Origin of the sequence: Desulfosporosinus meridiei DSM 13257, from assembly GCF_000231385.2 — a bacterium.
In the GTDB taxonomy this organism is placed as follows: Bacteria; Bacillota; Desulfitobacteriia; order Desulfitobacteriales; family Desulfitobacteriaceae; genus Desulfosporosinus; species Desulfosporosinus meridiei.
In genome coordinates this window covers 721985-747392 of sequence record NC_018515.1, presented here as the reverse complement: position 1 = coordinate 747392, position 25408 = coordinate 721985, and the positions used below count along the sequence as shown (strand labels likewise).

General features: G+C 42.1%; 23 protein-coding genes and 1 riboswitch. Of the genes, 3 read left to right on the top strand and 20 right to left on the bottom strand.

Annotated elements, in window-relative coordinates:
• Positions 1 to 78 precede the first annotated feature (78 nt).
• Positions 79 to 1011 carry a DMT family transporter gene (locus DESMER_RS03460; protein ID WP_014901674.1) on the top strand — a complete coding sequence of 311 codons (933 nt, stop codon included), beginning with the start codon at positions 79 to 81 and terminating at the stop codon, positions 1009 to 1011.
• Positions 1012 to 1113: 102 nt separating this feature from the next.
• On the opposite strand, the gene mog is transcribed toward DESMER_RS03460, so the two are convergent.
• The 4 genes from mog to moaA form a co-directional block, all read right to left on the bottom strand.
• The gene (mog, locus tag DESMER_RS03455) at positions 1114 to 1626 is read right to left on the bottom strand and encodes a molybdopterin adenylyltransferase (RefSeq protein ID WP_014901673.1); all 513 of its coding nucleotides are present in this window, start codon (positions 1624 to 1626) and stop codon (positions 1114 to 1116) included.
• Positions 1626 to 2060 carry an MOSC domain-containing protein gene (locus tag DESMER_RS03450; protein WP_014901672.1) on the bottom strand — a complete coding sequence of 145 codons (435 nt, stop codon included), beginning with the start codon at positions 2058 to 2060 and terminating at the stop codon, positions 1626 to 1628. Before DESMER_RS03450 ends, mog begins: the two co-directional genes overlap by 1 nt.
• 128 nt (positions 2061 to 2188) lie before the next feature.
• The gene (gene moaC / locus DESMER_RS03445) at positions 2189 to 2662 is read right to left on the bottom strand and encodes a cyclic pyranopterin monophosphate synthase MoaC (RefSeq protein WP_014901671.1); all 474 of its coding nucleotides are present in this window, start codon (positions 2660 to 2662) and stop codon (positions 2189 to 2191) included.
• A 3-nt stretch (positions 2663 to 2665) separates the two neighbouring features.
• Positions 2666 to 3637, bottom strand: coding sequence for a GTP 3',8-cyclase MoaA (gene moaA, locus DESMER_RS03440; RefSeq protein WP_014901670.1), 972 nt, complete (start codon positions 3635 to 3637; stop codon positions 2666 to 2668).
• Positions 3638 to 3712: 75 nt separating this feature from the next.
• Positions 3713 to 3842: riboswitch (molybdenum cofactor riboswitch) on the bottom strand.
• 174 nt (positions 3843 to 4016) lie between these two features.
• Between moaA and fdhD the strand changes: the two genes are divergently transcribed.
• The gene (gene fdhD / locus DESMER_RS03435; protein ID WP_014901668.1) at positions 4017 to 4817 is read left to right on the top strand and encodes a formate dehydrogenase accessory sulfurtransferase FdhD; all 801 of its coding nucleotides are present in this window, start codon (positions 4017 to 4019) and stop codon (positions 4815 to 4817) included.
• Here the strand turns inward: fdhD and mobA are convergent.
• From mobA to DESMER_RS03350, 16 genes are all read right to left on the bottom strand, one after another.
• Positions 4814 to 5461: a molybdenum cofactor guanylyltransferase gene (mobA, locus tag DESMER_RS03430; RefSeq protein ID WP_282433050.1), complete on the bottom strand. Its 648-nt coding sequence runs from the start codon at positions 5459 to 5461 to the stop codon at positions 4814 to 4816. The genes fdhD and mobA overlap by 4 nt on opposite strands.
• Complete coding sequence (locus DESMER_RS03425; RefSeq protein ID WP_014901666.1) at positions 5439 to 5672, bottom strand: glutaredoxin family protein; 234 nt, start codon at positions 5670 to 5672, stop codon at positions 5439 to 5441. The genes mobA and DESMER_RS03425 overlap by 23 nt, the downstream gene beginning before the upstream one ends.
• 200 nt (positions 5673 to 5872) lie before the next feature.
• Positions 5873 to 8554: a formate dehydrogenase subunit alpha gene (fdhF, locus tag DESMER_RS22820; RefSeq protein WP_014901665.1), complete on the bottom strand. Its 2682-nt coding sequence runs from the start codon at positions 8552 to 8554 to the stop codon at positions 5873 to 5875.
• Positions 8555 to 8581: 27 nt separating this feature from the next.
• Positions 8582 to 10378, bottom strand: coding sequence for an NADH-quinone oxidoreductase subunit NuoF (gene nuoF / locus DESMER_RS03410; protein WP_014901664.1), 1797 nt, complete (start codon positions 10376 to 10378; stop codon positions 8582 to 8584).
• A gap of 12 nt (positions 10379 to 10390) precedes the next feature.
• Positions 10391 to 10873 (bottom strand): NADH-quinone oxidoreductase subunit NuoE, encoded by a 483-nt coding sequence (gene nuoE, locus DESMER_RS03405; RefSeq protein WP_014901663.1) that lies wholly within the window; start codon positions 10871 to 10873, stop codon positions 10391 to 10393.
• A gap of 11 nt (positions 10874 to 10884) precedes the next feature.
• Positions 10885 to 11484: a 5-formyltetrahydrofolate cyclo-ligase gene (locus DESMER_RS03400; protein ID WP_014901662.1), complete on the bottom strand. Its 600-nt coding sequence runs from the start codon at positions 11482 to 11484 to the stop codon at positions 10885 to 10887.
• Between the two features lie 378 nt (positions 11485 to 11862).
• On the bottom strand, positions 11863 to 12903 hold the full coding sequence (gene tsaD / locus DESMER_RS03395) for a tRNA (adenosine(37)-N6)-threonylcarbamoyltransferase complex transferase subunit TsaD (RefSeq protein WP_014901661.1): 1041 nt from the start codon (positions 12901 to 12903) through the stop codon (positions 11863 to 11865).
• Entirely contained in the window at positions 12900 to 13367 is a 468-nt protein-coding gene (gene rimI, locus DESMER_RS03390) for a ribosomal protein S18-alanine N-acetyltransferase (protein WP_014901660.1), read from the bottom strand. Before rimI ends, tsaD begins: the two co-directional genes overlap by 4 nt.
• Positions 13360 to 14085 (bottom strand): tRNA (adenosine(37)-N6)-threonylcarbamoyltransferase complex dimerization subunit type 1 TsaB, encoded by a 726-nt coding sequence (gene tsaB, locus DESMER_RS03385; protein ID WP_014901659.1) that lies wholly within the window; start codon positions 14083 to 14085, stop codon positions 13360 to 13362. Before tsaB ends, rimI begins: the two co-directional genes overlap by 8 nt.
• A gap of 7 nt (positions 14086 to 14092) precedes the next feature.
• Entirely contained in the window at positions 14093 to 14578 is a 486-nt protein-coding gene (gene tsaE / locus DESMER_RS03380) for a tRNA (adenosine(37)-N6)-threonylcarbamoyltransferase complex ATPase subunit type 1 TsaE (RefSeq protein WP_014901658.1), read from the bottom strand.
• 26 nt (positions 14579 to 14604) lie between these two features.
• The gene (locus DESMER_RS03375) at positions 14605 to 15777 is read right to left on the bottom strand and encodes an amidohydrolase (RefSeq protein WP_014901657.1); all 1173 of its coding nucleotides are present in this window, start codon (positions 15775 to 15777) and stop codon (positions 14605 to 14607) included.
• A 49-nt stretch (positions 15778 to 15826) separates the two neighbouring features.
• Positions 15827 to 16576: a hypothetical protein gene (locus DESMER_RS03370; RefSeq protein ID WP_014901656.1), complete on the bottom strand. Its 750-nt coding sequence runs from the start codon at positions 16574 to 16576 to the stop codon at positions 15827 to 15829.
• 79 nt (positions 16577 to 16655) lie between these two features.
• Entirely contained in the window at positions 16656 to 18824 is a 2169-nt protein-coding gene (locus tag DESMER_RS03365; RefSeq protein ID WP_014901655.1) for a Tex family protein, read from the bottom strand.
• Between the two features lie 282 nt (positions 18825 to 19106).
• A complete protein-coding gene (locus DESMER_RS03360; RefSeq protein ID WP_014901654.1) occupies positions 19107 to 19808 on the bottom strand; it encodes a DUF2225 domain-containing protein in 702 nt (233 codons plus the stop codon).
• A 389-nt stretch (positions 19809 to 20197) separates the two neighbouring features.
• A complete protein-coding gene (locus DESMER_RS03355) occupies positions 20198 to 22261 on the bottom strand; it encodes a methyl-accepting chemotaxis protein (protein ID WP_014901653.1) in 2064 nt (687 codons plus the stop codon).
• 425 nt (positions 22262 to 22686) lie between these two features.
• Complete coding sequence (locus DESMER_RS03350) at positions 22687 to 23865, bottom strand: aminotransferase class I/II-fold pyridoxal phosphate-dependent enzyme (protein WP_014901652.1); 1179 nt, start codon at positions 23863 to 23865, stop codon at positions 22687 to 22689.
• Positions 23866 to 24150: 285 nt separating this feature from the next.
• Here DESMER_RS03350 and DESMER_RS03345 point away from each other — a divergent pair, with 285 nt between their 5' ends.
• Positions 24151 to 25389: an LL-diaminopimelate aminotransferase gene (locus DESMER_RS03345; RefSeq protein WP_014901651.1), complete on the top strand. Its 1239-nt coding sequence runs from the start codon at positions 24151 to 24153 to the stop codon at positions 25387 to 25389.
• Positions 25390 to 25408 lie beyond the last annotated feature (19 nt).

Below are 25408 nucleotides of genomic sequence, written 5' to 3'. Positions count from 1 at the left end.
TTTAGACCACAGGAGATTTTATGACAATGACGAACAATAACTAAAATTACATTCTGTCAGTACCGGGGGGAACAACGTTTGAAAACTTTAAGTGCAAAGGGAACAGGATTTATTTTCGGGATTTTTTCCGCCATTTTTTGGGGCACTAATGGAACTTTTTGTACATTAATGTCTAACCTTGGCATCAATACTACAAGTATCGCAATTCTCGCCCCTTCCTTTAATCTGGTCTTTTTCTCTACTCTGTTAGCTATTACTAATAAATCCGGTTTTAAAATTCCGATAAAATTCTTTGCCTTGTTATTGTTTGCCGGACTCATCTCAGCTATTACTAATACTGCATTCGTGAAGTCTGTTAATTATTTCCCGGTTGGAGTAGTTTCAACGTTAATCTTTTGCAACATATTTGTGATCATGATTATTTCGAGAATCGTATTTAAAAGCCCCATAACTCTAAAAAAAATCGGCGCTGCCATTTCTGCAATTTTCGGTATTTGTCTAGTTTTAGATGTCTTCAGCCAAGGTTTCAATCTAAACCTAAATGGAGTTATCTGGGTAATTCTAACCATACTGACATGGTCGATACTTATGACTCTTGAGAAATATTTATTAGATCAAGGAATCGATGAAAATGCAATACTGATGTATATTGCTTTATTTGCCGTAATAATCTTGTCTATTTCCAATCCACCTATAGCTCAAGTCAAAAATATTATTCAGATAGGCAATCAGACTAACGGCTATGCATTATTATTGATCTTAGGCTTTGGACTAATACCCCAAATAGGCTGTTATTCCTTATATATGAAAGGCTTGAAATACATCGAACCAAGCTACATGCAAATAATGTATTCTCTCGACCCTGTTGTTGCCAGTATTCTAGGTTTCTTGGTATTTAATCAGACAATGAAGCTTAGCAATATTTTAGGAATCTGCGTTATTATTGGAGTTGTAATCTATATTCAAATTGCGGAAAATCTGATGCCAGACAGAACGCAGGTTGTAATCTAAATTGAATTATTTAAGGTTAGATAAGTAATAGTTTATTGCAAAACAATAGAGAGATTGACATCCGTGCCAATCTCTCTATTGTTTTGGGTTCAGCCTCTATTTTTATTGATTTTGGGTTGCTTGAGATGTCGATGCACATTCACTAGCTTCTCCTTTGAGAATTTGAATCCCATGAGGTATCGCCGGTGCGATAGCAGCAAAACACTCACGCACTGCCTTAGGGCTACCTGGCATATTAATAATCAAGGTTCTCTTCCTAAGGGCTGCAATAGCCCTGCTTAACATGGCCTTTGGCGTTACCTTAAGGCTTTCCATGCGCATCACCTCAGCAATGCCAGGAACCATACGATCAGCTACAGCTAGAGTAGCTTCCGGTGTTACATCTCGAATCGAGAATCCTGTTCCACCCGTCGTGAGAATCAAATCCAAGTTGAGCTCATCTGCCCATTGGCACATGGTTGCTTCTAATTGTGCTTGGTCATCGGGAAGCACTATATACTCTACAACTTCGCCATCAATTTCCTGAACGAGCTTGCTGAGGGTAGGGCCTGAGAGATCCTCCCTTTCTCCACGCGATCCTTTATCACTGGCTGTGATTATTCCAACACGAAGCATTACTCGATCACCTCAATAATGTCTCCAACTCGAACTACTCCACCCTCCAGGAGACGAATAAAGATTCCTTCTTTAGGCATGACACAATCCCCTGCCTGATGATATATCGCACATTTTGTATGACATTCCTTACCAATTTGAGTGACTTCCCCTATGCTGGTGGCCCCAATTTTCAGCTTTGTTCCAACTGGCAGTGTAAATAGTTCTATCCCCTCAGTTGTTAAGTTCTCTGCAAAATCTCCAGGCTTCACCTTCAACCCTTTATCCTGCATTGTCTTTATGCTCTCCATGGCTAGCAGACTAACCATACGATGCCAATCTCCTCCATGCGCATCACCTTCAAGCCCAAAATTGACCTTTAAGATTCCTTCACCTACATTTTTTTTTCGCATTCCTTTTCGTTCACTTGTACAAACAGCTACAATTTTTCCCACTATAAAGCCCCCTCAACAAAATTGTTATATTGGAAACTTACGCATCTGGAGCTCTACTTCATATGCGTTGCTTGAACTAGGCATGTCTTACTTGCAATTTCTCCACCTATAATGCAAGCGATTGGCAGTTAGCCATGTATATAATGCCCGCTTTTCCCGCCTATCTTCTCCGCCAAATAAATATCTTTAATCATCATACTTTTATCAATAGCTTTGCACATATCATAGATGGTCAAGGCCGCCACACTTACAGCTGTCAATGCCTCCATTTCAACCCCGGTTTTGCCATGAACTTTCACACTTGCCTCGATGTCTATTTCACCAGGCTCCACAAATTTAAAACTAAGTTTAGCACCGGTAATCGCCAATGGATGGCACATAGGAATCAACTGGGATGTCTGCTTGGCAGCCATAATTCCAGCAACTTGAGCCACTCCCAAAACATCTCCTTTAGCAATTAAACCTGAGCGGATTCTCTCCAATGTCTCTGGCTTCATAAGTATCTTTCCCTGAGCAACGGCAACTCGTGCTGTCTCAGCTTTATCACTGACATCCACCATACGAGCGCGGCCTTCCTCATCAAAATGTGTTAAATCCTCCACTATTCACCCTCCGATCTGAGACATTACGCGTGTATCTTGCCACGCTTCGTTGTTCATATGATGCTCTGCTGGTTTATGCCATACAGCCTGAGCAAACAATTTCATAACTTCCTGGTCGGAGATACCTGACCGCAAAACTTCTCGAAAATCGACTTCATGCTTGCTGTGGAGGCATGGTCTTAATTTTCCATCCGCAGTTAAGCGCACCCGATTGCAGGTATTGCAAAAATGGCGACTTAAGGCACTAATAAAGCCTATACTTCCCTTATAACCATTGGGTCGAAAATACTCTGCAGGTCCTCCGCCGGGAATGTCCTTAATGGGAATATCATCCTCAAGTCCCAGAAGCTCCTTCATTTCTTGAATTGAGACAAAATCTGACCTATGCTCGGAGCTGACTCCAATCGGCATAAGCTCGATGAATCGAACGTGAAGCGGATATTCCTTAGCTAGGGTAAGAAAGCTCGGCAACTCATCTGTATTAAATCCCCGTACAACCACCACATTAATTTTAACTGGATTGAGGCCCGCCTCAAGGGAACGAAAAATCCCTTGAATAACTTTTGAAACGTCACCACCACGCGTGTTTTCGTAAAAACGATCTCGATCCATGGTATCCAAGCTAATATTTATGCGCTGAACCCCTGCCGACTTTATATCAAAAGCCATTTCCGGAAGTAACAATCCGTTAGTTGTTAGCATAAGATCATCTACTCCCGGTAGTTGAGCACTTTCCCGCAAAAAACCTAAAATACCCTTGCGAACTAAAGGTTCACCGCCTGTAACTCGAAAGCGCCGGAAGCCTAATTGTGTACTTATCCTCATTAATCTTAAAATTTCTTCGAAGGAAAGAATAGAGTCATGAGGCAACCATTGAACTCCTTCAGCCGGCATGCAATATTGACACCGAAGATTACAACGATCTGTGATAGAAATTCTGAGATATTCAATTCGTCTAAGATATTGATCTTGCATTATGACTCCTCTTCTCAGATTATTATTTTTAAACAACAAAAAAACCCACGGTCTGCAAACAACCGTGGGTTTAATTCCACCTGTCGACAGACTCCTTTCCAACAGGAGATATTACAGTTTCCCATAATACCCGAGTGCCTATGACACTTGTCTGGTCACCATTGCAGATGCTTTAGGTAACTCAGCTTCGGAGTAATTCAATTGTTTTTTCTTAAAGTTATAATTCGCCATTTAAAGCCAATTTCCTTTTTTAGATCTTCTTTAAATAGCTCGCTTTTTATGATTTAATTATTTTCTATTTATTATTCTATCGAAAAAACATTTAGGTTTCTTTAATAATATTGTACACTATAAGAAAGGCTATGTCCAAGGAGGATTTATGACAAATGAAACCGTTACCCATACCATTCTTAAAGCCAACGGTGAATTATTAGAATGGCTAGATGATACAGTTGTTCGAGAAATTCCCCTAACCGTTCACTATAACAGGGAGGAAATAGCAACACTATTGTGCTCTCCTTCTCAAATCGAAGAGCTTACCCTTGGTTTTTTATTTAATGAGGGATTTATCCAAGTTCCCGAGGACGTATACGAAATACGACAAGATCCTGCGAACTTCATGATTTGGGTCGAAGGCAGGCCCTGCGTTTTACAAAAAGAGCTAATGAGTAAACGATACGTTTCAGCTTGTTGTGGTAAAAGCAGAGCGTCCTTTTGCTTTGCCAATGATGCCCTGATGGTTAAACCAATAACCTCGAACTATCGTATCTCTCTTCAAGAAGCTTATAGTTACGCAAAATTCCTACAGTCATATCTCCCCCTCTTTGCAAAAACCGGAGGTATCCATAGCGGCGGAATAGGTTACCAAGGAAAAGTCCTTATGACAAGTTATGATATCGGCAGACATAATGTTTTTGATAAACTAAGTGGGGAAGCCTTTCGCAAAAGATTAAATCTTGAAAACCATGTAGTATTTTTCAGTGGTCGAGTTGCCTCTGAAATACTACTTAAGGTTGCCAAAATGAAAGCACCTATCCTTATTGCTCGAGGTGCTCCAACGGATATGGCTCTCGCGCAAGCAACTGCTCTGAATATTACAGTTCTAGGCTTTGCCAGGGAACAACGGGTAAATATTTATACTTGCAGCGAACGTATCATTTGTAACTCTAATGAATTCTAAATGGGGGTTATGGTCTTATTGATATAAGACCATTCTTCTGGTGTGTTTACGTTGCAAAACGCATTCGTTAAATCAGTAAAACAACCACTCATTTCCTTTTCATCAACATACTTAGCTGAACATGCTGAATAGAAATCAATAATCTTCAGGCGGCCTGCCTCAAGATTATTTTTTATTGCACTCAGACAACGCCGATGATAAAAAGCATGCAATGGATGAAGGCCAGACTGAAGTTTTGGGACGACTAAATCATAATCCGAACTCCACTTTGCTAAAAAACGAATAAGTTCTATTTCCAAAAACGGCATATCACAGGCAACAAAAAATACGACATCATGCTTTGCTGCTTTAAGACCTTGATAGAGCCCCTCCAAGGGGCCTCGACCTATAACCTCATCTCGAATAACCGGTAACTCATACTGGGCAAAGAGTTCGGGCTGATTACTACTGATTAACACCTCTGGAAATAAAGCCTTCAAGACCTTAAGACTTCGTTCAGCCAATGACTGTCCTTCTATCTCAAGAAACGCCTTATCCTTTTTCATCCGTGAGCTTTTTCCACCCGCTAATAAAACCCCGGTTGCCTGCAACCTAGGAACTTGTATTTCGGATTTTGGAGTACTAATTTCTAAAGACCTCCTCATATTCAGCTAACGAAAAACGAGTCAAGATTCGTTTGCCTACAATGGTTACCGGAACTCCAATCGAATTTGTCATATTCCGCAATTCTTTAAAATTCTTCGGAATCAGGATATTCTTTTCTGAAAACATAATTCCTCTGCCCGTGAGGAATCGTTTAGCCCGTGCGCAATATGGGCAAAGGGGTAATGTATACATTACTATTTCTTGTTTCAAAAATCCTCACTTCCCCAATCATTCATTCTACCCTCAATGTACCATATTCAAACTTCTAAGTCACGTGTTGTGGGGACGGTCCTTTTAACACACTATAGTGTGTTAAAAGGACCGTCCCCACAACACGCACAACACGCACACAACACGGGGGGCCGATGCTCTACGAACTGAGTTCGTAAAGCATCGGCCCCTTTTGGATCTTAGCTAACCTTGGAAATTTTTACACCACATACTTTATACTCATAGGTTTTGGTAACTTTATCATAGGCACCATTGGTCAGGACATTGGTTGGTGAATCAAAATAGTGAAGTGTCATGAAGACCATGCCTTCTGGGACTCTCTCAGTTACTTTAACTTTAGTTTTCAGCTCACCACGGCGTGATGCTACTTGGACTACTTCTCCATCTTCAATTCCCAGTTTCTTAGCGTCTGAAGGATTAACCTCAGCAAGCTCTTCAGGAGAATGGATGCCTAATGAAGGGGAGTGTTGGGTGAAAACATTATAGTGAGAGAGTTTACGTCCGGTATTGAGCAAGAAAGGATATTCCTCATCGGGCAATTCAGCAGGCAACTGATTTTCTACGGCCATAAAGAGTCCTTTGCCCCGGTTAAACTTCCCTTCATGCAGGAACTTGGTTCCTGGGTGCTCCGCATGGGGTACAGGCCATTGCAGGCCTTGTGTTCCTAAGCGCTCATGGGTTATACCAGCAAATTGTGGTGCGAGCTTTGAAATTTCCTGCATGACATCTGCAGAAGATTCATAGTTGAAGGGGTAACCCATACGAGTAGCCAGCTCACAAATGATCTCCCCATCTGTCTTAGCATTTCCAATAGGCTTAATGGCCTGATTTACCAATTGCACTCTTCGCTCAGTATTTGTGAAAGTGCCTGTCTTCTCTGCATAACTAGCACCAGGTAAGACGACATCCGCTAGTTTTGCTGTTTCAGACAAGAAAATTTCTTGAACAACAAGGAAGTCCAAGGCCTCAAGACCTTTGCGTACATGGTTCGCATCGGCATCCGTAATGACCGGATCTTCTCCTAAGACATACAGAGCACGCAGATCTTTACTAACTGCAGCTCCAAACATATCTGGAATCATAAAGCCGGGATTCGGATCAAGGGGAACACCCCAAGCTGCCTCGAACTTGGCTCGTACTTCTGGGCTGGCAACCTGTTGGTAACCGGGATAAACATTGGGAAGTGCTCCCATATCACAGGCACCCTGTACGTTATTCTGGCCGCGCATTGGGTTAACCCCTGAACTCTCCTTACCAATATTTCCTGTCAGCATAGCTAGGTTTGCCAGACTCATGACATTGTCCGTACCACAGGTATGCTCAGTTATCCCTAAGGTATAGAAGATTGAAGCTCGTTCAGCGGTAGCATAGATTCTGGCGGCTTCTTCGAGCTGTTCTACGGAAACCCCAGTTACTTTACTTACTACTTCAGGAGTATATTCCTTTACTGCTTCTTTAACGTTTTCAAAGCCTTCTGTTCGTTCAGCAATAAACTCTTTATCTTCCCACCCGTTAGCCAGAATAATGTTCATGATTCCGTTGATCAAAGCAATATCCGTTCCTGGCCTCAGTCTCAACCAAACATCTGCATCTTCGGCAAGATTGATACACCGAGGGTCAGCAACAATCAGTTTAGCGCCTTTAGCCAGGGCTTGTTTCATTTTAGTTCCGATTACCGGATGAGCTTCTGTCGGGTTAGCACCAATAACAAACATAGCCTTAACGTTAGGAATTTCATTAATGGAATTAGTCATCGCTCCGGATCCAAATGAGGTGGCCAGACCGGCCACAGTGGGAGCGTGTCAAGTCCTTGCGCAGTGATCGATATTATTCGTACCGATTACCGCGCGCATGAACTTTTGCATCAGGTAATTTTCTTCATTTGTGCAGTGAGCTGAGCTTAAAGCAGCTATAGAGTTGGGACCATAGGTCTTTTTAATCTCTCCCAACTTAGAGGCGACCAAATCCAGAGCCTCATCCCAATCTGCCGGAACCAGTTCTCCATTTTTTCTAATTAAAGGTGTGGTTACACGATTGTCGCTATAGATCATGTCCATGCCAAAACGGCCTTTAACACACAAAGCTTTGCCATTAACCGGTGCCTCAGGATTAGAAGTTACTCCAATGACCTTTCCGTCTTTAACATTCAAATCAAAGTTACAACCTACTCCGCAGAAAGGACAAGTCGTTTGGACTTTGGATACTTCCCAAGGACGTCCTTTGCCGACCATTTGCTTTTCAGTCAGTGCTCCAACAGGACATACTGAAACGCAAGATCCACAAAAATCACAATCGGACTCTTTATAAGGCAGATTGAAAGCAGGACCTACTTGTGTATCAAAACCTCTAAAGGAAAAGTCTAGAATGCTTTTTCCTTGAATTTCTGTACAAGCCTTAATACATTTTCCGCATAAGATACATTTATTCGGGTCGCGCAGAATAAAAGGATTACTGTCATCAATTGGCAGACAGCGCTTCTCGCCTTGATAGACCTCACCGGTTACCCCATAGTCATAGGCATATTCTGCCAATGAACAATCTCCCATCTTCTGACAGGTCATGCAATCTAACGGATGATTGGCAACAAGGAGTTCCAGGATAGTTTTTCGTGCTTGGCGAACCTTAGGATTTTGGGTCTCAACCTTCATACCCTGTGCTGCTTGAGTAACACAGGAGGGGGGAAGATTGCGCATCCCTTCGATTTGAACCACACACAGACGGCATGCTCCCGCAGAGGTTAGCTCCGGCGCATGACACAAGGTTGGAATAGGAATATTATTCATCCGACAGGCATCAAGTACTGTCGTACCTTTAGGTACACTGACTTCACGTCCATCAATTGTTAATGTAAGCCACTCCAAAGTATTCACTCCTCTCAATAGTTATACTTATGCTCTGCTGATCGCTCCAAACTTGCACTTATCCATACAAGTTCCACATTTAATACACTTATCTTCATCAATAACATAGGGAGTATTGGTTTTCTTATCTCCTGAAATGCAGTTTGTGGGACAGTTTTTAGCACAAAGGCTGCACATTTTACATTTCTCGGTATCAATAGTATAACTCAGAAGGGCCGTACAGTTGTGAGCCGGACATTTATGATCATGAATGTGCGCCTCATATTCATGCCTGAAATACTTCAAAGTCGCCAGAATTGGGCTTGGTGCAAACTGACCTAATCCGCAAAGGGAGGTTTCCTTAATGGTATAAGCAAGATTTTCTAAGGTATCAAGATCTTCCTCTTTACCTTCTCCCTTGGTAATTCTATCCAGGATCTCATACATCCGCGTGGTTCCTTCACGACATGGTGTACATTTCCCACAGGATTCTTTCTTGGAAAAGTTTAAGAAATAACGGGCGATATCCACCATACAAGTGGTCTCATCCATAATAACCAGTCCGCCTGAGCCCACCATTGCTCCGGCTTGTGTCAAAGTATCATAATCTACTGCCAAATCAAGCATGTCCTCAGGCAGACAGCCACCGGAGGGGCCGCCGATTTGAACAGCTTTAAATTTCTTGCCGCCCTGAATTCCATCTCCGATGTCAAAGATGATCTCTCTGAGAGTTGTTCCCATTGGAACTTCTACCAAGCCTGTATTGTTGACCTTACCTGTTAAAGCAAAGATCTTAGTTCCTTTACTTTTTTCCGTACCAAATTGAGTATACCACTCTGCACCATTGCGCAAAATATGAGGAATATTGGACCATGTTTCAACGTTGTTAATATTAGTTGGTTTGCCCCATAGCCCGCTAACAGCCGGGAAAGGAGGACGAACCCTAGGCATTCCGCGTTTTCCTTCGATAGAAGCCATCAGGGCGGTCTCTTCTCCACAGACAAAAGCTCCCGCACCGGCGAAGACATTAAGACGGAAATTAAAGCCGGAACCAAGAATATTATCTCCTAAATAGCCAGCCTCTTCTGCCTGCTTTATGGCAGTTTCCAAGTGCTTAATGGCTAGAGGATACTCTGCGCGACAATAAACATAGCCTTCATCAGCTCCGATGGCATAGGCACCAATGAGCATTCCCTCAATAACCGAATGGGGATCTCCTTCAAGAACACTGCGATCCATAAATGCCCCCGGATCCCCTTCGTCAGCGTTACAAATAATATACTTTTTATCACTAGGAGTTTGACGGCAAAAACCCCACTTTACGCCGGTAGGGAATCCAGCACCGCCACGCCCCCGCAGCCCTGACTTCTTAACTTCTTCCATGACCTCTTCAGGCGACATTTCTTTAAGAGCCTTTTGGATACCCTTATAGCCTTCCCGGGCTGTATAATCATTAATTTTCTGAGGATCAATGACACCACAATTGTGAAGCACAATTCGATGCTGCTTTGCGAAAAATCTAATTTCTGACATTGAGCTGACAGGTTTTTGAGTTGTCTGATCAATGAGCAGAAGCCGCTCAACCCGTTCTCCCTTGATAAGCTCTTGGGATACGATTTCCTCGACATCCTCTTTAGTGACACGGGTATATAAAATGTGCTGGGGCTCAATAACTAGCGTAGGTCCTTTTTCGCAAAAACCTTGACATCCCGTTCCAACGACACTTACGGTTTCTTCAAGTCCTTGCCGCTTGATTTCCTCTTTCAAGATATCAATGATTGGAAGTGCTCCTGATGAGGCACATCCGGTTCCTGCACAAACTAGAATCCGTTGGTTCTCAGCCATCCCTTTATCCCCCTACTCGTATTTAGCCAATATCCCGGCAATGCTCTCCGGTACTAAACGTCCATGAACCTCATTGTTAATTGATATTACAGGTGCCAGTCCACAAGCTCCAATGCAGGCCACGACTTCTAAAGTAAAACGTCCATCCTCTGTTGTAGCTCCATCTTTAATCTTTAATTCCTTTTCAAGAGCTTCTACAATCTTGGCACCGCCACGAACATGACAAGCAGTTCCCAAACAGATATTGATTAAATTACGTCCCATAGGAGTTAAGCGAAACTGGGCATAAAATGTAACTACACCATAAATTCTGGCTAACGGGATATGCAAGGCTTTACTAATGTGTTTTAGCACATGAGCAGGCAAATACCCATAAACCTCTTGTGCTCCTTGCAAAACTGGGATAAGAGGTCCGTTCTGATGTTTATGCCTATTAATTATTTCTTCCAGCTGGATTTCCTTAGGATCTACTAGCTCTTCACACGCAGTGCACAAAAAAATCCCCCCTATTGATTTGCTATTTTTCCAAAATCGTAGACCATTTTTTCCGTGACTAATTTAGTCATTTTAACATCGTGCTTATCAACAGGTACTTGGTCAATAATCTGACATTCAAAACCAAGAGCTACCCTGGGCGTCAAGCTCTTTAATCGCGGAAAAAAGCGATCATAAAAGCCTCCCCCATACCCTAAGCGATTTCCCTGCAGGTCAAATCCCGCTCCAGGTACAACGACTAAATCAATCTCTAAAGGATTTACCTCCTCATTCGTCAGTTTTGGTTCACGAATTCCCCAAGCTCCCGGCTCAAGATCTACCGCTAGATTGCTGACTTTCAGAGGAAGAAGTATCCCCTTAGGCGCACAACGAGGTAATATAAGCTTTTTTTTACACGCAACTACCGCTTCCGCTGAGGCAGTTGTTTCGACTTCATCGCGAAAGTTAAGGAATAACATCACTGTTTGAGCTGTTTTGAATTCCGGCAGGTCTTCTAACTTTTTCCGGATTAAAAAACTTTTATTGCTTCTCTCTTGCTCTCCTAAAGCGGCCCGTTGCTGTAAACACGATTTGCGCACTTCAATCTTTGAACAATACGATTCTTCATTCATCTTTGAGCTACCCCTTTGGTAAAATCTCGTGCATTTAGAATTATTCGATTAATCTAGGCAAAATCCTTCCCCAAAAAATTAAAATATTTTGTTAATAACTTTAATATCTGCAACTTATCACTCATAGGTTCTATTCACATTATCCATTCGTTCTCCTAAAACCCACAAAGTTATCCACTTAGAAAATCCAATTATTGCGCCTTATTCTTAGGTTATCCACATTATCCACAGAGTCTGTGGATAATACTATCCCAAAACCAACCCATCCTGTGCAAAACTGCAAAGCCGCTATAATGAGTTATCTACAGACTTATCCACATTGTCCACAGGTCTACCTTATCCACAGAACATATGCTTCCTTAACAGAGGATTATTGCTTTAATTGTTTAGCCTGGGAAAACTAAGTCCGGGAACTGCGTTTAGAGTCCAGGGTGCGAAGTCTCCCACTAAGTAATGATAATATCCGGCCGTTGCTATCATAGCCCCATTGTCAGTACAATAAATAGGCTCTGGATAGACCAGCCGGATCCCTAGCTTTAATAAAGACATTTCTAAGGTTTCACGCAGCAGCTTATTAGCTGCAACTCCACCTGCTAGGAGCAGAGTCTTAACCCCTGTTCTTTTAATAGCCATTAAGGTCTTGCGTACCAATACATCGACTACCGCTTCCTGGAAAGAAGCTGCAATATCCGGAACACTTAATACCTCTCCACGCATCCGAGCTGAGTTCAAGGTGTTTAAGACGGCAGATTTCATACCACTAAAACTAAAATCCAAACTATCCGCCTCCAGCATCGCCCTGGGAAATTTAAAAGCCTGAGGATTGCCCTCTTGACTCACCCTTTGGATCTGAGGACCTCCCGGATAACCTAACCCTAAAGTTCTAGCTACTTTATCTAAAGCTTCTCCTGCTGCATCATCTCGAGTGTACCCCAATACTTCATACTTCCCATGGCCTTCAAACAGAATCAGATGGGTATGCCCGCCGGAAACTAATAAGGCTAGCAGGGGAAACTGCAAGTCTTTTTGCTGAATAAAATTAGCGTAGATATGAGCTTCCAGGTGATTAATTCCAATCAAAGGTATCTTCGATGCGTAGGCCATAGCTTTTGCTCCAGAAACCCCAACTAATAAGGACCCGACTAGTCCGGGACCGTAGGTAACAGCAATGGCAGACAAATCCTGAAAGGTTACCTGGGCCTCATCAAGAGCCTGCTGAACAACTGGTCGAAAATGCATGCTATGCTCCCTGGAAGCAATTTCAGGTACAACTCCCCCATACTTTTGATGAGTAGATATCTGTGAGGAGATAACATGACTCCGAAGATCCGTACCATCCGCCAAAACTGCTGCCGATGTCTCATCGCAGCTGGTTTCAATTCCCAAAATTATAATTTTGCCTTTTTGCTTCCCAGTCATGCCTTATTCACCTCCATTCCTAATTCTGCCCACATAATCAAAGCATCTTCTCCTGTATCCGCATAATACCCTTTTCGAACTCCTGCGGTAGTAAAACCCAAGCGTTGATATAAGGACTGGGCTGGGCTATTCGATTTTCGAACCTCAAGTGTCATGCGTTCCATTCCCTCAGCTGCCATTTTAGCCATAACAGTCCGCATCAAAAACTCTCCCCATTGTTGCCCCCGATAGTTCGGAGCAATTGCTACGTTTGTAATATGACCTTCATCAAGTATAAACCAGAGTCCCATATAACCAATTACCTTGCCATCTAACTCTAAGCAAGAATACCTGGCATATTCATTATCTTTCAACTCTGCTTTAAAGGCTTGTACGGACCAAGGTGTAGAAAAAGAAGCAATTTCTATTTCCATTATTGCCTCGAGATCTTCCACAAGCATGGGACGTATAATCCCGTTATTCATCTTTCCCGTTCCTCCGCGCTTCCTCTTTCTTCGCCCAATTCACCTCTGCCTCTGAAAAGCGGATATAGTAGGGTTCAACCAGTTCCCCTTCACCAATTTCTTTCCACCTTTCCCAGACGGCTTGGGCAGCATAGGCCCCGCGAGGCAAACTAATATAGTCTGGTAAAATCACTGCTCTCTCACCCAATATTTCCTCAATTCTTCCCTTGGCCTTGGCTGCAGCGTCGCCTACAAAACAAAGTGAACAATTCAATCCTCTTAAATAATTCAGCCATTGTTCAGTTGCCATAGCTTGTGGTGGTGTTAAACAATCAGCACGTTCTGCCCCTGACCGCCAATGATAGCGTGCAGTATACCACTCATTCTTCCGTGCATCTAATATGGGAACAATGTCTTCAGTTCTGCCCTTACCAGCCCAGGCCAAAGCATCTAAGGACACTACGGCCACAAGCGGAAGATTAAGAACCTGGGCTAATCCCTGGGCTGTTGCAATTCCAATACGAATACCTGTAAAAGAACCGGGCCCCCGCACTACACCAATCATCTCAAGATCCTGGAGAGACCAATCCGCAGCTGAAAGTAATTGATCGAGCATAGGGATAATTCGTTCCGAGTGAGTTTTTGAGGTGTGTAAAAAACCCTCACTAACTAATCGTCCATCTTCCGCTAAAGCTAAGGCTGTAACCTTTGTTGTAGTATCTATGGTTAAATATTTCATTGGATCACTATAACCTCCTGTTATTTGCCAAAAAGTTTAAGCGTTGCTCCCACCTAGAGTCATTAGAATAAACAATTATCTCACGGGGCATTTCTCCACTTCCATGGATTTCAACATTTAAGCGATCATCCGGCAAATAATCCTCCGCAATTTTTGGCCATTCTATCAGACAAATCGTATCTTCGACAAAGGAATCCTCGATTCCGATGACCTCAGCCTCTTCGGGGTGTTGTAATCGATAAAGATCCATGTGAACCAAGCGAATCTCTGTTCCATTTGCTTGACCATTGTATTCATGAATTAAAGTGAAGGTTGGACTCGTCATAGGGCCAACGATCGCTAGCCCCTCCCCCACTCCCTGAGCAAAAGCCGTTTTACCTGCTCCTAAATCCCCTATCAGAGCAACCACATCTCCCCCACACAAAAACCCGGCCAGTTGTTTCCCCAACTCACGTGTATCCTCAACTGTTATACTTGTAAATCTTTGCTCCATTTTTTCCTCCTGATACAATGGCTTTATTATATAGCTTCTGGCTTTACAATCTTTCCATTAATGATGACGTAGAGTGGGTTGGCCTTGATTGTAAAAGGATGTTCAGACCAAATAACAATATCTGCATCCTTCCCGACTTCTAAAGTTCCGATACGATCAGATACCCCTAAGATCTCTGCTGCATTTATAGTTATAGCCCGCAAAGCATCTTCTTCATCCATCCCTGCTTTACACGCTAAAGCTGCACAAAGAGGAAGTTGTTCAATTGGGGTGACGGAATGATCCGTCATAATTGCTACCTTGACCCCAGCCTTAGCTAAAATTCCAGGGGTTTGGAAGGATTTATCCTTCAGCTCGACTTTCGACCGATTGGTAAGTAAAGGTCCTACGACAGCAGGATATCCCTGTTCCGCTAGTTCCTCTGCAATTTTGTGTCCTTCAGTACAATGTTCTATGACCAAATCTACATTGAACTCTCGGGCAATGCGAATAGCTGTCATAATATCATCTGCACGATGAGCATGAGCTCGAAGGGGGATTTCGCGATTTAATACCTTAACGAGAACCTCTAAGCCTAAGTCCCTCTCCGGGAGTTTATCAGGATCTGTTTCACCCTGCTCCAACTTATCCTTATAGGTCTGGGCATCCACTAAGGTTTGACGAAGAAGTGCCGCAGTTCCCATCCGAGTCATGGGCATTTTCTTTTGTTCGCCATAAACCATCTTAGGATTCTCTCCAAATGCTATCTTCATTCCGGCAGGGTCACGCACTATCATTTTGTCAACAATCTTCCCTGCAGTTTTCATAACCACACCGGTACCCCCAATTACATTGGCACTTCCAGGTACAGTAAAGACTGTAGTCACTCCACCAAGACGGGCATCTCTAAAACCCTCATCTTCTGGGTTAATCCCATCAATAGCCCGCATATCCGGTGTGACGGGATCTGTCATCTCATTAAAGTCTTCCCCTTCCCAGCGGTAGATCTCTTCTCCAATCCCTACATGGCAATGAGCATCAATAAATCCCGGCAAGACGAGAGCCCCCCCAGCATCTATCACTTCTGCATCTTCAGGAAGGTTCAGATCAATGGTCTTACCGAGGGCAGCAATTTTCGCCCCTTCAATAAGGATATACCCCATAAATTCTTGCCCAGCCATAGTTTTAATCAGACCATTTTTTATATAAAGCTTCTTCATACTTAGTCTACTCCTCCAATTCACACGATTTATAAGCCATTTTAAATTTCTAATTCACACCAAGTTCAGCTTTCCATCTTCTTGTCCAGTCCAGGTCCATTTTCTCAAGCCGTTTTTTTCTCAGGTTCTCCTTCATAATCCACCTAATGTCTTTATCATCATGCGCTAACCATTTTTCCATATATTTCTTTCCATCTTCTGGATCCGCTGCAACTACAACACTCCAACCATATCCTAAGGATTTTCTCAGGATTTTAAAATCATTTGACTTTCTGTTTTGTTCACTAATAATGTTAAACGTAATTTTATCGAGAACTTGCAAAACAACATTGATATGCTTTTGATGATTAAGGAGCTTTGGTTCGCATAAAGCAGCCACCACTGAACGCTTTTCTAAAAGGCTCCCCTCACTCCATTCAGCCATTTCATTCAAAAGAACATGAATATTCGACTCTCCAATCCGTTGTAAGGCTATTGCTACCCCTTCTCTTATCCTCCACCTTATATCGGAAGAAAATGAGCGCAATAGTTCAAGAAGTTCCACACGTCCTTGAGCAATCAAACTCCCTAAACCAACAACACCACATATGGGCAAAAACTCCGCTGCAGAACCAAAAGGAGCAATAGCTGAGTCTAGGGAAAGATAGTTCATAAATCTCTCTTCTGTCCCTTCTTCGGCAACTGCCTTGATTAATTCAAGATTTGCTCTAGGTCCAGGCAGACAAGATTCATCTAATAAATATTGATCCCAATCTTCTAATTCCCGGAGAACACTTCTATATATATCTACTTTTACCAAAACCCCTCGCACCCTCTATTTATTATATTTAATAAACATTCACAAAGACGCTTGGTTTTCACCGAGCGTCTTTAACCTCTTAAACAGATGAAGCATTCGCCAAAATATCTCTCATAGATAGACTTACTCGTTCTCTTACCTTGTCGATTCCAATAACACGTACTTTAACGATATCACCGACAGCTACCGCTTCCATCGGATGTTTAATGAACTTATCACTCAATTGGGAAATATGAACCAGACCATCATGCTTGACACCAATATCTACAAAAGCTCCAAAATCTACTACATTTCGCACTGTTCCTTCTAGAATCATACCTTCATTCAGATCTTCCATATGAGTTATATCCTTCCGAAGCAAAGGTCGGGGTAAGTCCTCCCGAGGATCTCGTCCGGGTCTTTGTAAGGCATCTAAGATATCTCGTACAGTGGGTACCCCTGCGCCAAACCTTTCGGCAAGTTCATTCGGGTTCAGAACAGCAAGTTTATTCCGAACATCCGTAAGACGTTCCCTCAAATCTACAGGGGTGCAGCCAATGCTTTTCAAGATATCTTCAGCAAGCTGATAGGATTCCGGATGGACAGGTGTATTTTCTAAAGGATTAACCCCATCCGGCAAACGAATAAATCCAGCGCACTGAATATAGGTTTGTGCTCCAAGTCTTGGAATTTTCTTAAGCTGATCGCGGCGTGTAAATTTCCCGTGTTCATCTCGAAAAGCAACAATATTTTTTGCCACTGCAGGCTTTAAGCCGGCGACATATTGGAGCAGAGATGCTGAGGCAGTGTTTAGATCAACGCCCACTACATTAACACAGGATTCTACGACCCCATGCAAGGACTCTTCTAACCGTTTAGGCTGGACATCATGCTGATATTGGCCTACTCCCACAGCTTTTGGTTCGATTTTAACGAGTTCAGCTAAAGGATCTTGAAGCCTTCTAGCGATGGATACTGCACTTCGCAAGGAAAGATCAAAGTCCGGGAATTCTTCACCTGCTAATTTGGAAGCAGAATATACAGATGCTCCGGCTTCACTAACCAAGGTGAATTCAACAGGGATTCCATCCTCCTGAATCATCTCTGCTACAACCTCTTCTGTCTCCCTAGAAGCAGTACCATTCCCGATTGCAATAATATCCGCACCATACTCCTTGATCGCCTTCCGCAATATTTCTTTAGCCTCTTCTCGTTTACCCTTTCCGGTATGGGGATAGATTACCCCGACTTGATAAAGCTTTCCGGTTTCATCAACAATTGCCCACTTACACCCTGTTCGAAAGCCGGGGTCAAGACCTAAGACCATTTTTCCGCGAACTGGCGGCTGCAGTAATAGCTGACGCAAATTAGCTGCAAAAACTTTGATAGCTTGCTCTTCTGCTTGAGCAGAAAGTTCAGCTCGAACTTCTCGTTCAATAGAAGGTTCAATCAATCGCTTATACGAATCTAAGGCGGCCTTTTGTACCAAAGCGGCAGATTGTCCGGTTTTAACATATTTCATTTCAATGATTCGATGGATTGTGTCCGATGGAGTTTCAACTCTAACAGATAGGAACTCTTCCTTTTCCCCACGATTCAAAGCCAGAACTCGATGAGGAGGAATCTTCCGAACAGGCTCCCGATAATCATAATACATCTCAAAAGGAGAGCGTTCTTCAGCTTTCTTCGCCTCTGCAACAGCTACCAGATCTGCAGTTTTAAAAGTCTGCTCGCGAATTCTTTTACGAAGATCTGCGTCATCGGCAATGGTTTCTGCAATGATATCCATCGCCCCGGCTAAGGCTTCCTCAGTAGAATTGACCTCCAGCTCCTCATTTAAGTATTTTTCCGCTTCCGTCTGAGGATCCCCTCTAATATATTGTATCAGCAACCACTCAGCTAATGGTTCAAGCCCTTTCTCCTTAGCAATTGTCGCTCTTGTACGACGTTTTTGCTTGTAGGGTCTATAGAGGTCTTCGACCTCTTGAAGTGCCATGGCTGTAGTGATTTGAGCTGACAATTCTTCTGTAAGCTTACCCTGTTCGCCGATAAGGCGAAGAACTTCAGTTTTTCGTTGATCCAAGCGACGCAAATAGTCTAAACGTTCAACGATATTTCGCAACACGTTTTCGTCGAGTTCCCCTGTTGCTTCCTTTCGATAACGGGCAATGAAAGGGATCGTATTTCCCCCATCCAGTAAGTTAACAGCCTCTTTAACTTGATTAGGCTTTAGACCAAGTTCTTTGGCAATGATAAGATTGAACTCCAATGATAAATCCTCCCTAACCCAATACTAGCACTAGCATAATAACATTCACTCATTATACCATTGTTCTCCAACTGAATAAAATCTCCACTCTTCTTAACATGAGAGATATTTATATAATAAACAAGCCGTGAAGGACCTAAACTCTCCCTCCACAGCTTTAACTTAATCTGACAAGTAAACTCAAGGCTCCGATTGAGCTTCTGCCCCACCGTTTAGTTAACCCGATGCGTGGCGCAGAATAAGGAAACACCCACTTACAAGAAGTGGGGGTCTCGGATTTGATTAGGTTTTTGGCGTCTCCTTTCGCAGCTCGTCTGTGGTTTCTCTCCACTGTTCTCTCGCAAATCTAACTACTTTTGGTTCCTCATCAGCGTTTTTATGTTGGATGACCTTCCCAAAATATAAAACCGCCTTTTTGTATTGTTCTAAGCGGCGGCTTATTTCCCCAATCATAAATAGCACTTTAATTTCTGACATGGAAGTATTCACAAAATCCGAGTGAAGGAAGGAATCTTCATAAGCCTTCAGTGCCAAGCCGAGGAAACGCTTTTCTTGCTCCTTATCATCAGCAGTTCTATATAGCCAGGCCAAACGCAAGCTAAGACCGGCCAAAACAGCATTTTTTTCTCTCTTAAGAGTACCGGACAGGATGGCTAATTTATAGGATTCCAATGCTTGTTGAAAATCCCTAGCCTCACCAAAGTTTCTCTTAGTCCAATGCTTAGCTATGTGGGAATTAATAATTTCCTTAGTACCTAAAGGAAATTGATCTGAAAATTCTTCAGAAAATGCGAAACCACATTCCGGGCAGACACTGACATAATAAAAATGCGGATTGTAATTGCCTTCTCGAAAATGCGGACAAAAATCACTGTCAGTTTTATACGGAACTGCAAAACGCGAACGCACTTTCTGGGTATTAAATGAGGAACCACAGAAAAGACAAGTTAACTTCTTTTCGTAAAACGGATTTATTGAAGTCATTAGACTCCCCCTTGTAACAGAATTTCTGGTTAAAACACTTGTGGCATAAACAGTACTCTTAATTGACAAGCATCAATAAAGTTTTCCCCCAGATATATAACACCCACTTAAAAAGCGGGTGTTTATAACATTCAATATGCTATGAAAAACATTTGAATTCGAACAATTATTCAAGAGTATTTTACCATATTACTCATAGTTTTTAAACCACATCAACGCTCCTTTGAAAATCCATAGTAATTAAAATTAAAATTTACTTACTGAATGTTTTTGTAGTTAAAAAAAGACACCGCTTTAGCAAACGGTGTCACCTACTTTGAGTCCGGAATTTATGGTATTTGTTTCTATTTAGAATATAACTGTACAGCTAAAGTAATCTGTATACTGCATTATAACTTGAACATTGTAACGCTGCTTTGAAAATCCGTTGCCATCTGAGCCAGTGAGGTCGCGGATCTACGTATCTCTTCCATAGATGCACTCTGCTCTTCTGTCCCTGCTACTACATTCTCAAGGCTGCCTGCAATTTCTTTAGGAATATTGGCTACATCTAAAATCGATGAAACAATAGTCTCGGTATTTGTTCCAACCTGCCGAATTACATCGGCAACCACTTGCGCTTGTTTTGAAAAATCGTTGACCCCTTGCAATATCTCTTGAAACGCATCTCCTGCTGAATTAACCATTGTTATTCCTTCGTGCACGGCAGCAGTTCCATCTTTCATAGTCAGGACTGCCTTGGTCGTCTCTTTTTGAATTTCCCCAATTAGTCCACTGATTTTTCCGGCAGCATCACTTGATTGTTCCGCAAGCTTTCTTACCTCTTCAGCAACTACAGCAAACCCTCTTCCTTGTTCTCCTGCCCTTGCCGCTTCAATAGCTGCATTCAGAGCAAGCAAGTTGGTTTGAGCGGCAATGTTGGTTATCAAAGCAACAATTTGACCGATTTCTCCGGATTTTCCGCCCAGACTATTGACTACATCAGCTGCCTCTGAGACCTTGATTTCAATGGCTTGCATCTCATCGACAGCTTTTCTAACGACATTATTTCCTGTTGCAGCCATTTCAGAGGTCTTTCGTGAACCTTCGGTAACCTTTTGGATATCCTGAGTAATCATGTGCATATGAACCGAAACCTGTTGAGCTGAATCTATGGTAGCATCAACACCTGTCAGTTTTTGTTTCACCCCATCAGAAACTTCTTGTATAGAGTAAACAATTTGTTCCGTGGTTCTACTGCCCTCATCCGCACTAGCCGTCAATTCTTCTGAAGAGGCCGCCAATTGCTGGGAGCTATTAACAACTCCTTCAATAATTCCTTTAAGATTCTTCATCATCTTGTTAAGATTCTCGGTCATTTGTCCAAACTCATCACTGGAGCGAACCACCATGTTTTGGCTCAGATCCCCTTGAACTATAGCAGAAGCAAATTTATTGACCATTTTGATATTGTTAACGATAAACCGACTGTATAAGAATAGCGCTGTTCCGGTAACCACAATTGCCAGCCCGATCACAATTATCATCCTATTTAACAGATCCTTTAACGGAGCTAATAGCTCACTTTCAGGAACATCGATCGCCAGAATCCAACCAAACTTTGGAACCTCTGCGTAGTAAACCTGCCTTGCCCCTTGGTCGTTGTAACTAAAGGTACCCGTCTTCTCAACCATCATGTTTTTTGCCGCTTCTTGCAAGCTAGGGTTCTCTTCTTCAGTGATTTTAATATTCATGATCTTATCAGGATTTGGGTTTGCTAAGTACTTACCTTCTTTATTTAAAAGATAGATGTTAGATTCAATATCTAAGTGAATATCACCTATTACCTTTTGCAGAGTTATAAAATCAATTCCACCGGTAATCGTTCCTTTAAAGTTCCCATTGTTATCATAAAATGGCACGTTATCCGTTAAAATTGTTGTTTTTAAATCTTCATCAAAATACGGATCTGTCCAGATCGATTTCTCCGTTATACCTTTGCTTATTGTATACCAAGGTTTAGTAGGGAAATCATATTTGGGGTCTGCAAATTCATTCGTAAAGATAACTTTACCATCCTTGTCCTTATAGACATAGGGGCCAAAGTATTGAGTTTCCTTATTATAGGCATAGGGTTCAAACCAAACACCCGCTCCAAATGTCACACTATTAGCAGTGATGATTTTCTGTAATAAACTTGCGTATTGGTCAGTAGTGATACCATTGCCAACAGATTCAACTGTGCGAGCCAAGCCTTGAAGTAAGGTGTCATGTGCGGTTAATTGTTTTTCAATATCCGTAATCGTTCCATTCAACTGAGCAGTCATTTTATTTTGGATTTCGTTTTTTAGAAGATTTTCTGAATACTTATAACTAACTACAGACATGGCCACCAGAGTTGCTAATACCAAGGGGAGAATAGTCATCATTGTTTTCCCACTAACATTAGAAATCTTAAACAATCTTTTGAACAACCTCTTCCTCTCCATTCTATATAATGATTATTACAATAACAGCTATACCATCTATAGCATAAAGACAGACAGTTATTTAAAGTAATATCCCTCCAATCATTCGAAGAAAAAAATGTCTACCTACGAATCCCTAGCAGATAGACATTTAGCAGTATAATTTCTCCACCGATTCATCTGTAATGATATATACAAAGTACCCCCCTTGGCCTTACTTGCTCCAATGGGCGTGAGAAATCTCATATACAAATATTTGTTTATACTTTTTCGACAATAAATCTTATTTTCCTTTAATTTTTTTCATTTTGTAGATCTATAATAATTATACCCCCCATAAGTAAGTCAAAGGCGACATGACAGGACGTCATATCGCCAATTATTGATTATAATGTACCTAATCAAAAGAGATAGAGAAGAGATTCAGTAGTCTATAAATTAATCTTCCTATTTAAAAACTGCTGAATCCGCAGTACAGCTTCCTGCAGAACTTCCTCATCTTGAACCATTGCAATTCTTACAAAACCTTCGCCATGCTCACCAAAAGCTACCCCTGGCACTACAATTACACCAGCGTCTCTAGCTAAATCCATGGCAAAGGATACCGAATCTTGCTTTGTAGGCACAGGTGCCCAGATAAACATTGAGCCTTGAGGTATTGGCATTTTCCATCCCGCTGAAGCACAACCCTCAATTAAGATATCCCGTCGTCTTTCATAAGCCTTCTGATTCTCTACAATCGAGCCTTGTCCATTGCAAAGAGCATATGCACCTGCAGCCAGTACCGGTGCAAAGACACCATAGTCAATATTAGATTTGAGTTGAGAAAGAGTACCAATGACACTTTCATTGCCTACTACGAACCCTAATCTTGCTCCTGCTAAATTGTACGTCTTGGAAACAGAATGAAATTCTATTCCGACTTCTTTTGCCCCCTGGGCTTGAAGAAAACTTACAGGCTTAAAGCCCCCAAAAGCTAATTCGGAATAGGCGGCATCATGACAGATGAGAAGATCATATTTTTCTGCGAACTCAACAACCTCTTCGAAAAAAGGCAAATTCGCTACTGCCGCAGTAGGGTTATTAGGATAGTTCAAAAACATAATTTTAGCCTTATAAGCCAGTTCAGGATTTATCTGCTTTAAATCTGGTAAAAATCCATTCTCCTCTAAAAGTGGAATCGCAATCTTTTTCCCTCCTGCCAGCATTAGACCAGCCGTATAAATAGGATATCCGGGATCAGGAATTAATGCCAGATCTCCCTGATCAATATAAGCCAAAAAAATGTGAGCTAAACCATCCTGAGACCCCATAAGTGGCAATACCTCTGTTTCAGGATTTAGAATAACTCCGAATCGATCCTGGTACCACTGGGCACAAACTTTGCGGAATTCCTCCGTCCCACGAGTTAGGGTATATCCATATTGGTCTTTTTCAAGAACAGCTTGACTCAACACATGGCGAATTTCAGGGGATGGAGCTCGGTCAGGACTTCCAATACTTAAATTAATTAGACTCTTCCCATCTTTCTCTAATTCTCTTTTTAAATTATCCATTTCCGTAAAAACAGACGCACCAAGACTTTCAAGACGTATGGATGGTATTGGCATATTAACAACTCCATTCTATGTTAAGTGTTAAGGGGACGGTCCTTTTAACACACTTATTAAGTAAGTTAAAAAGAACTATTCCTTTAACGTTTTCATCAATGCATGCCTTCTTATTTTATCACGTAGACTGTATACTCATAAAGTATAATATTGTATTTCCAAGGCGCTTTAGCCGTGTTAGCCTGAATGATTAATTAAATTATGCTATAATTATTAAATATTAACTATTTGAGAATACTCTGATCTAAAGCTATTGGAGATTCAAGAAGGGAGTTTCATCAAGTTATGGCACTAATGAACGAAAATTATCAAAGGTTACCAGGAAGTTATCTATTCTCGGAAATCGCTCGCAGAATTAATCAATTTAAAAGCGAAAACCCAAATGCAGATATTATTAGATTAGGTATTGGGGATGTAACCCGTCCACTTCCTCCTGCAGTCACTGAAGCAATGAAGAAAGCGGTAGATGAAATGGGGAAGGCTGAGACCTTCAGAGGGTATGGACCTGAACAAGGGTATGATTTTTTAATAGAAAAAATTATTGAAAATGATTATAGACCTCGTGGAGTAGACCTCTCTCTCGATGAAGTCTATGTCAGTGATGGAGCTAAGAGCGATACAGCAAACTTCCAAGAAATCTTTGGTATAGGTAATATCATGGCAGTAACAGATCCAGTCTATCCGGTTTATGTGGATAGCAATGTTATGGCAGGACGAACAGGGAACTTCAATGGGGAAAAGGGGCAGTACGAAAGCATTATCTACCTTCCTTGTACGGAAGAAAATGGAATGAAACCCTCTCTTCCCACAACCCATGTAGATATGATCTATCTTTGCTTCCCTAACAATCCGACTGGAATGACCTTAACCAAAGAGGAACTAAAAGAGTGGGTAGATTACGCCCGGGAAAATAAATCGATAATCCTTTATGACTCTGCTTATGAAGCTTTTATACGTGAAGAAGGCGTCCCTCGCACAATCTTCGAGATTGAGGGTGCCCGTGAAGTCGCAGTAGAGTTCCGAAGCTTTTCTAAAACAGCGGGCTTCACTGGAACACGTTGTGCATATACCGTCGTCCCAAAAGAAGTCATGGTCTATGACTCCGAAGGTAAGGCACATAGCTTAAATAAGCTCTGGCTGAGAAGACAAACCACAAAGTTTAACGGAGTATCTTATCCGGTCCAAGCAGCTGCAGCGGCAATTTATACCCCGGAAGGGAAACAGCAAGTAAAAGAAACCATCGATTACTATATGGAAAATGCCCGAATTATCCGAGAAGGTTTAACCGAAGCAGGCTATGAAGTCTTCGGCGGAATCAACGCCCCCTACATCTGGATGAAAACGCCAAAAAACATGGGTTCCTGGGAGTTTTTTGACAAGCTCATGAAAGAAGCCAATGTAGTCGGAACCCCTGGTGCCGGATTCGGAGCTAATGGCGAAGGATATTTCCGCTTAACAGCCTTTGGTACTCGTGAGAATACAGTGAAAGCTATAGAGCGCATAAAAACTAAAATGGAAAGCTAATTCAAAAAGCCTGTCGTTA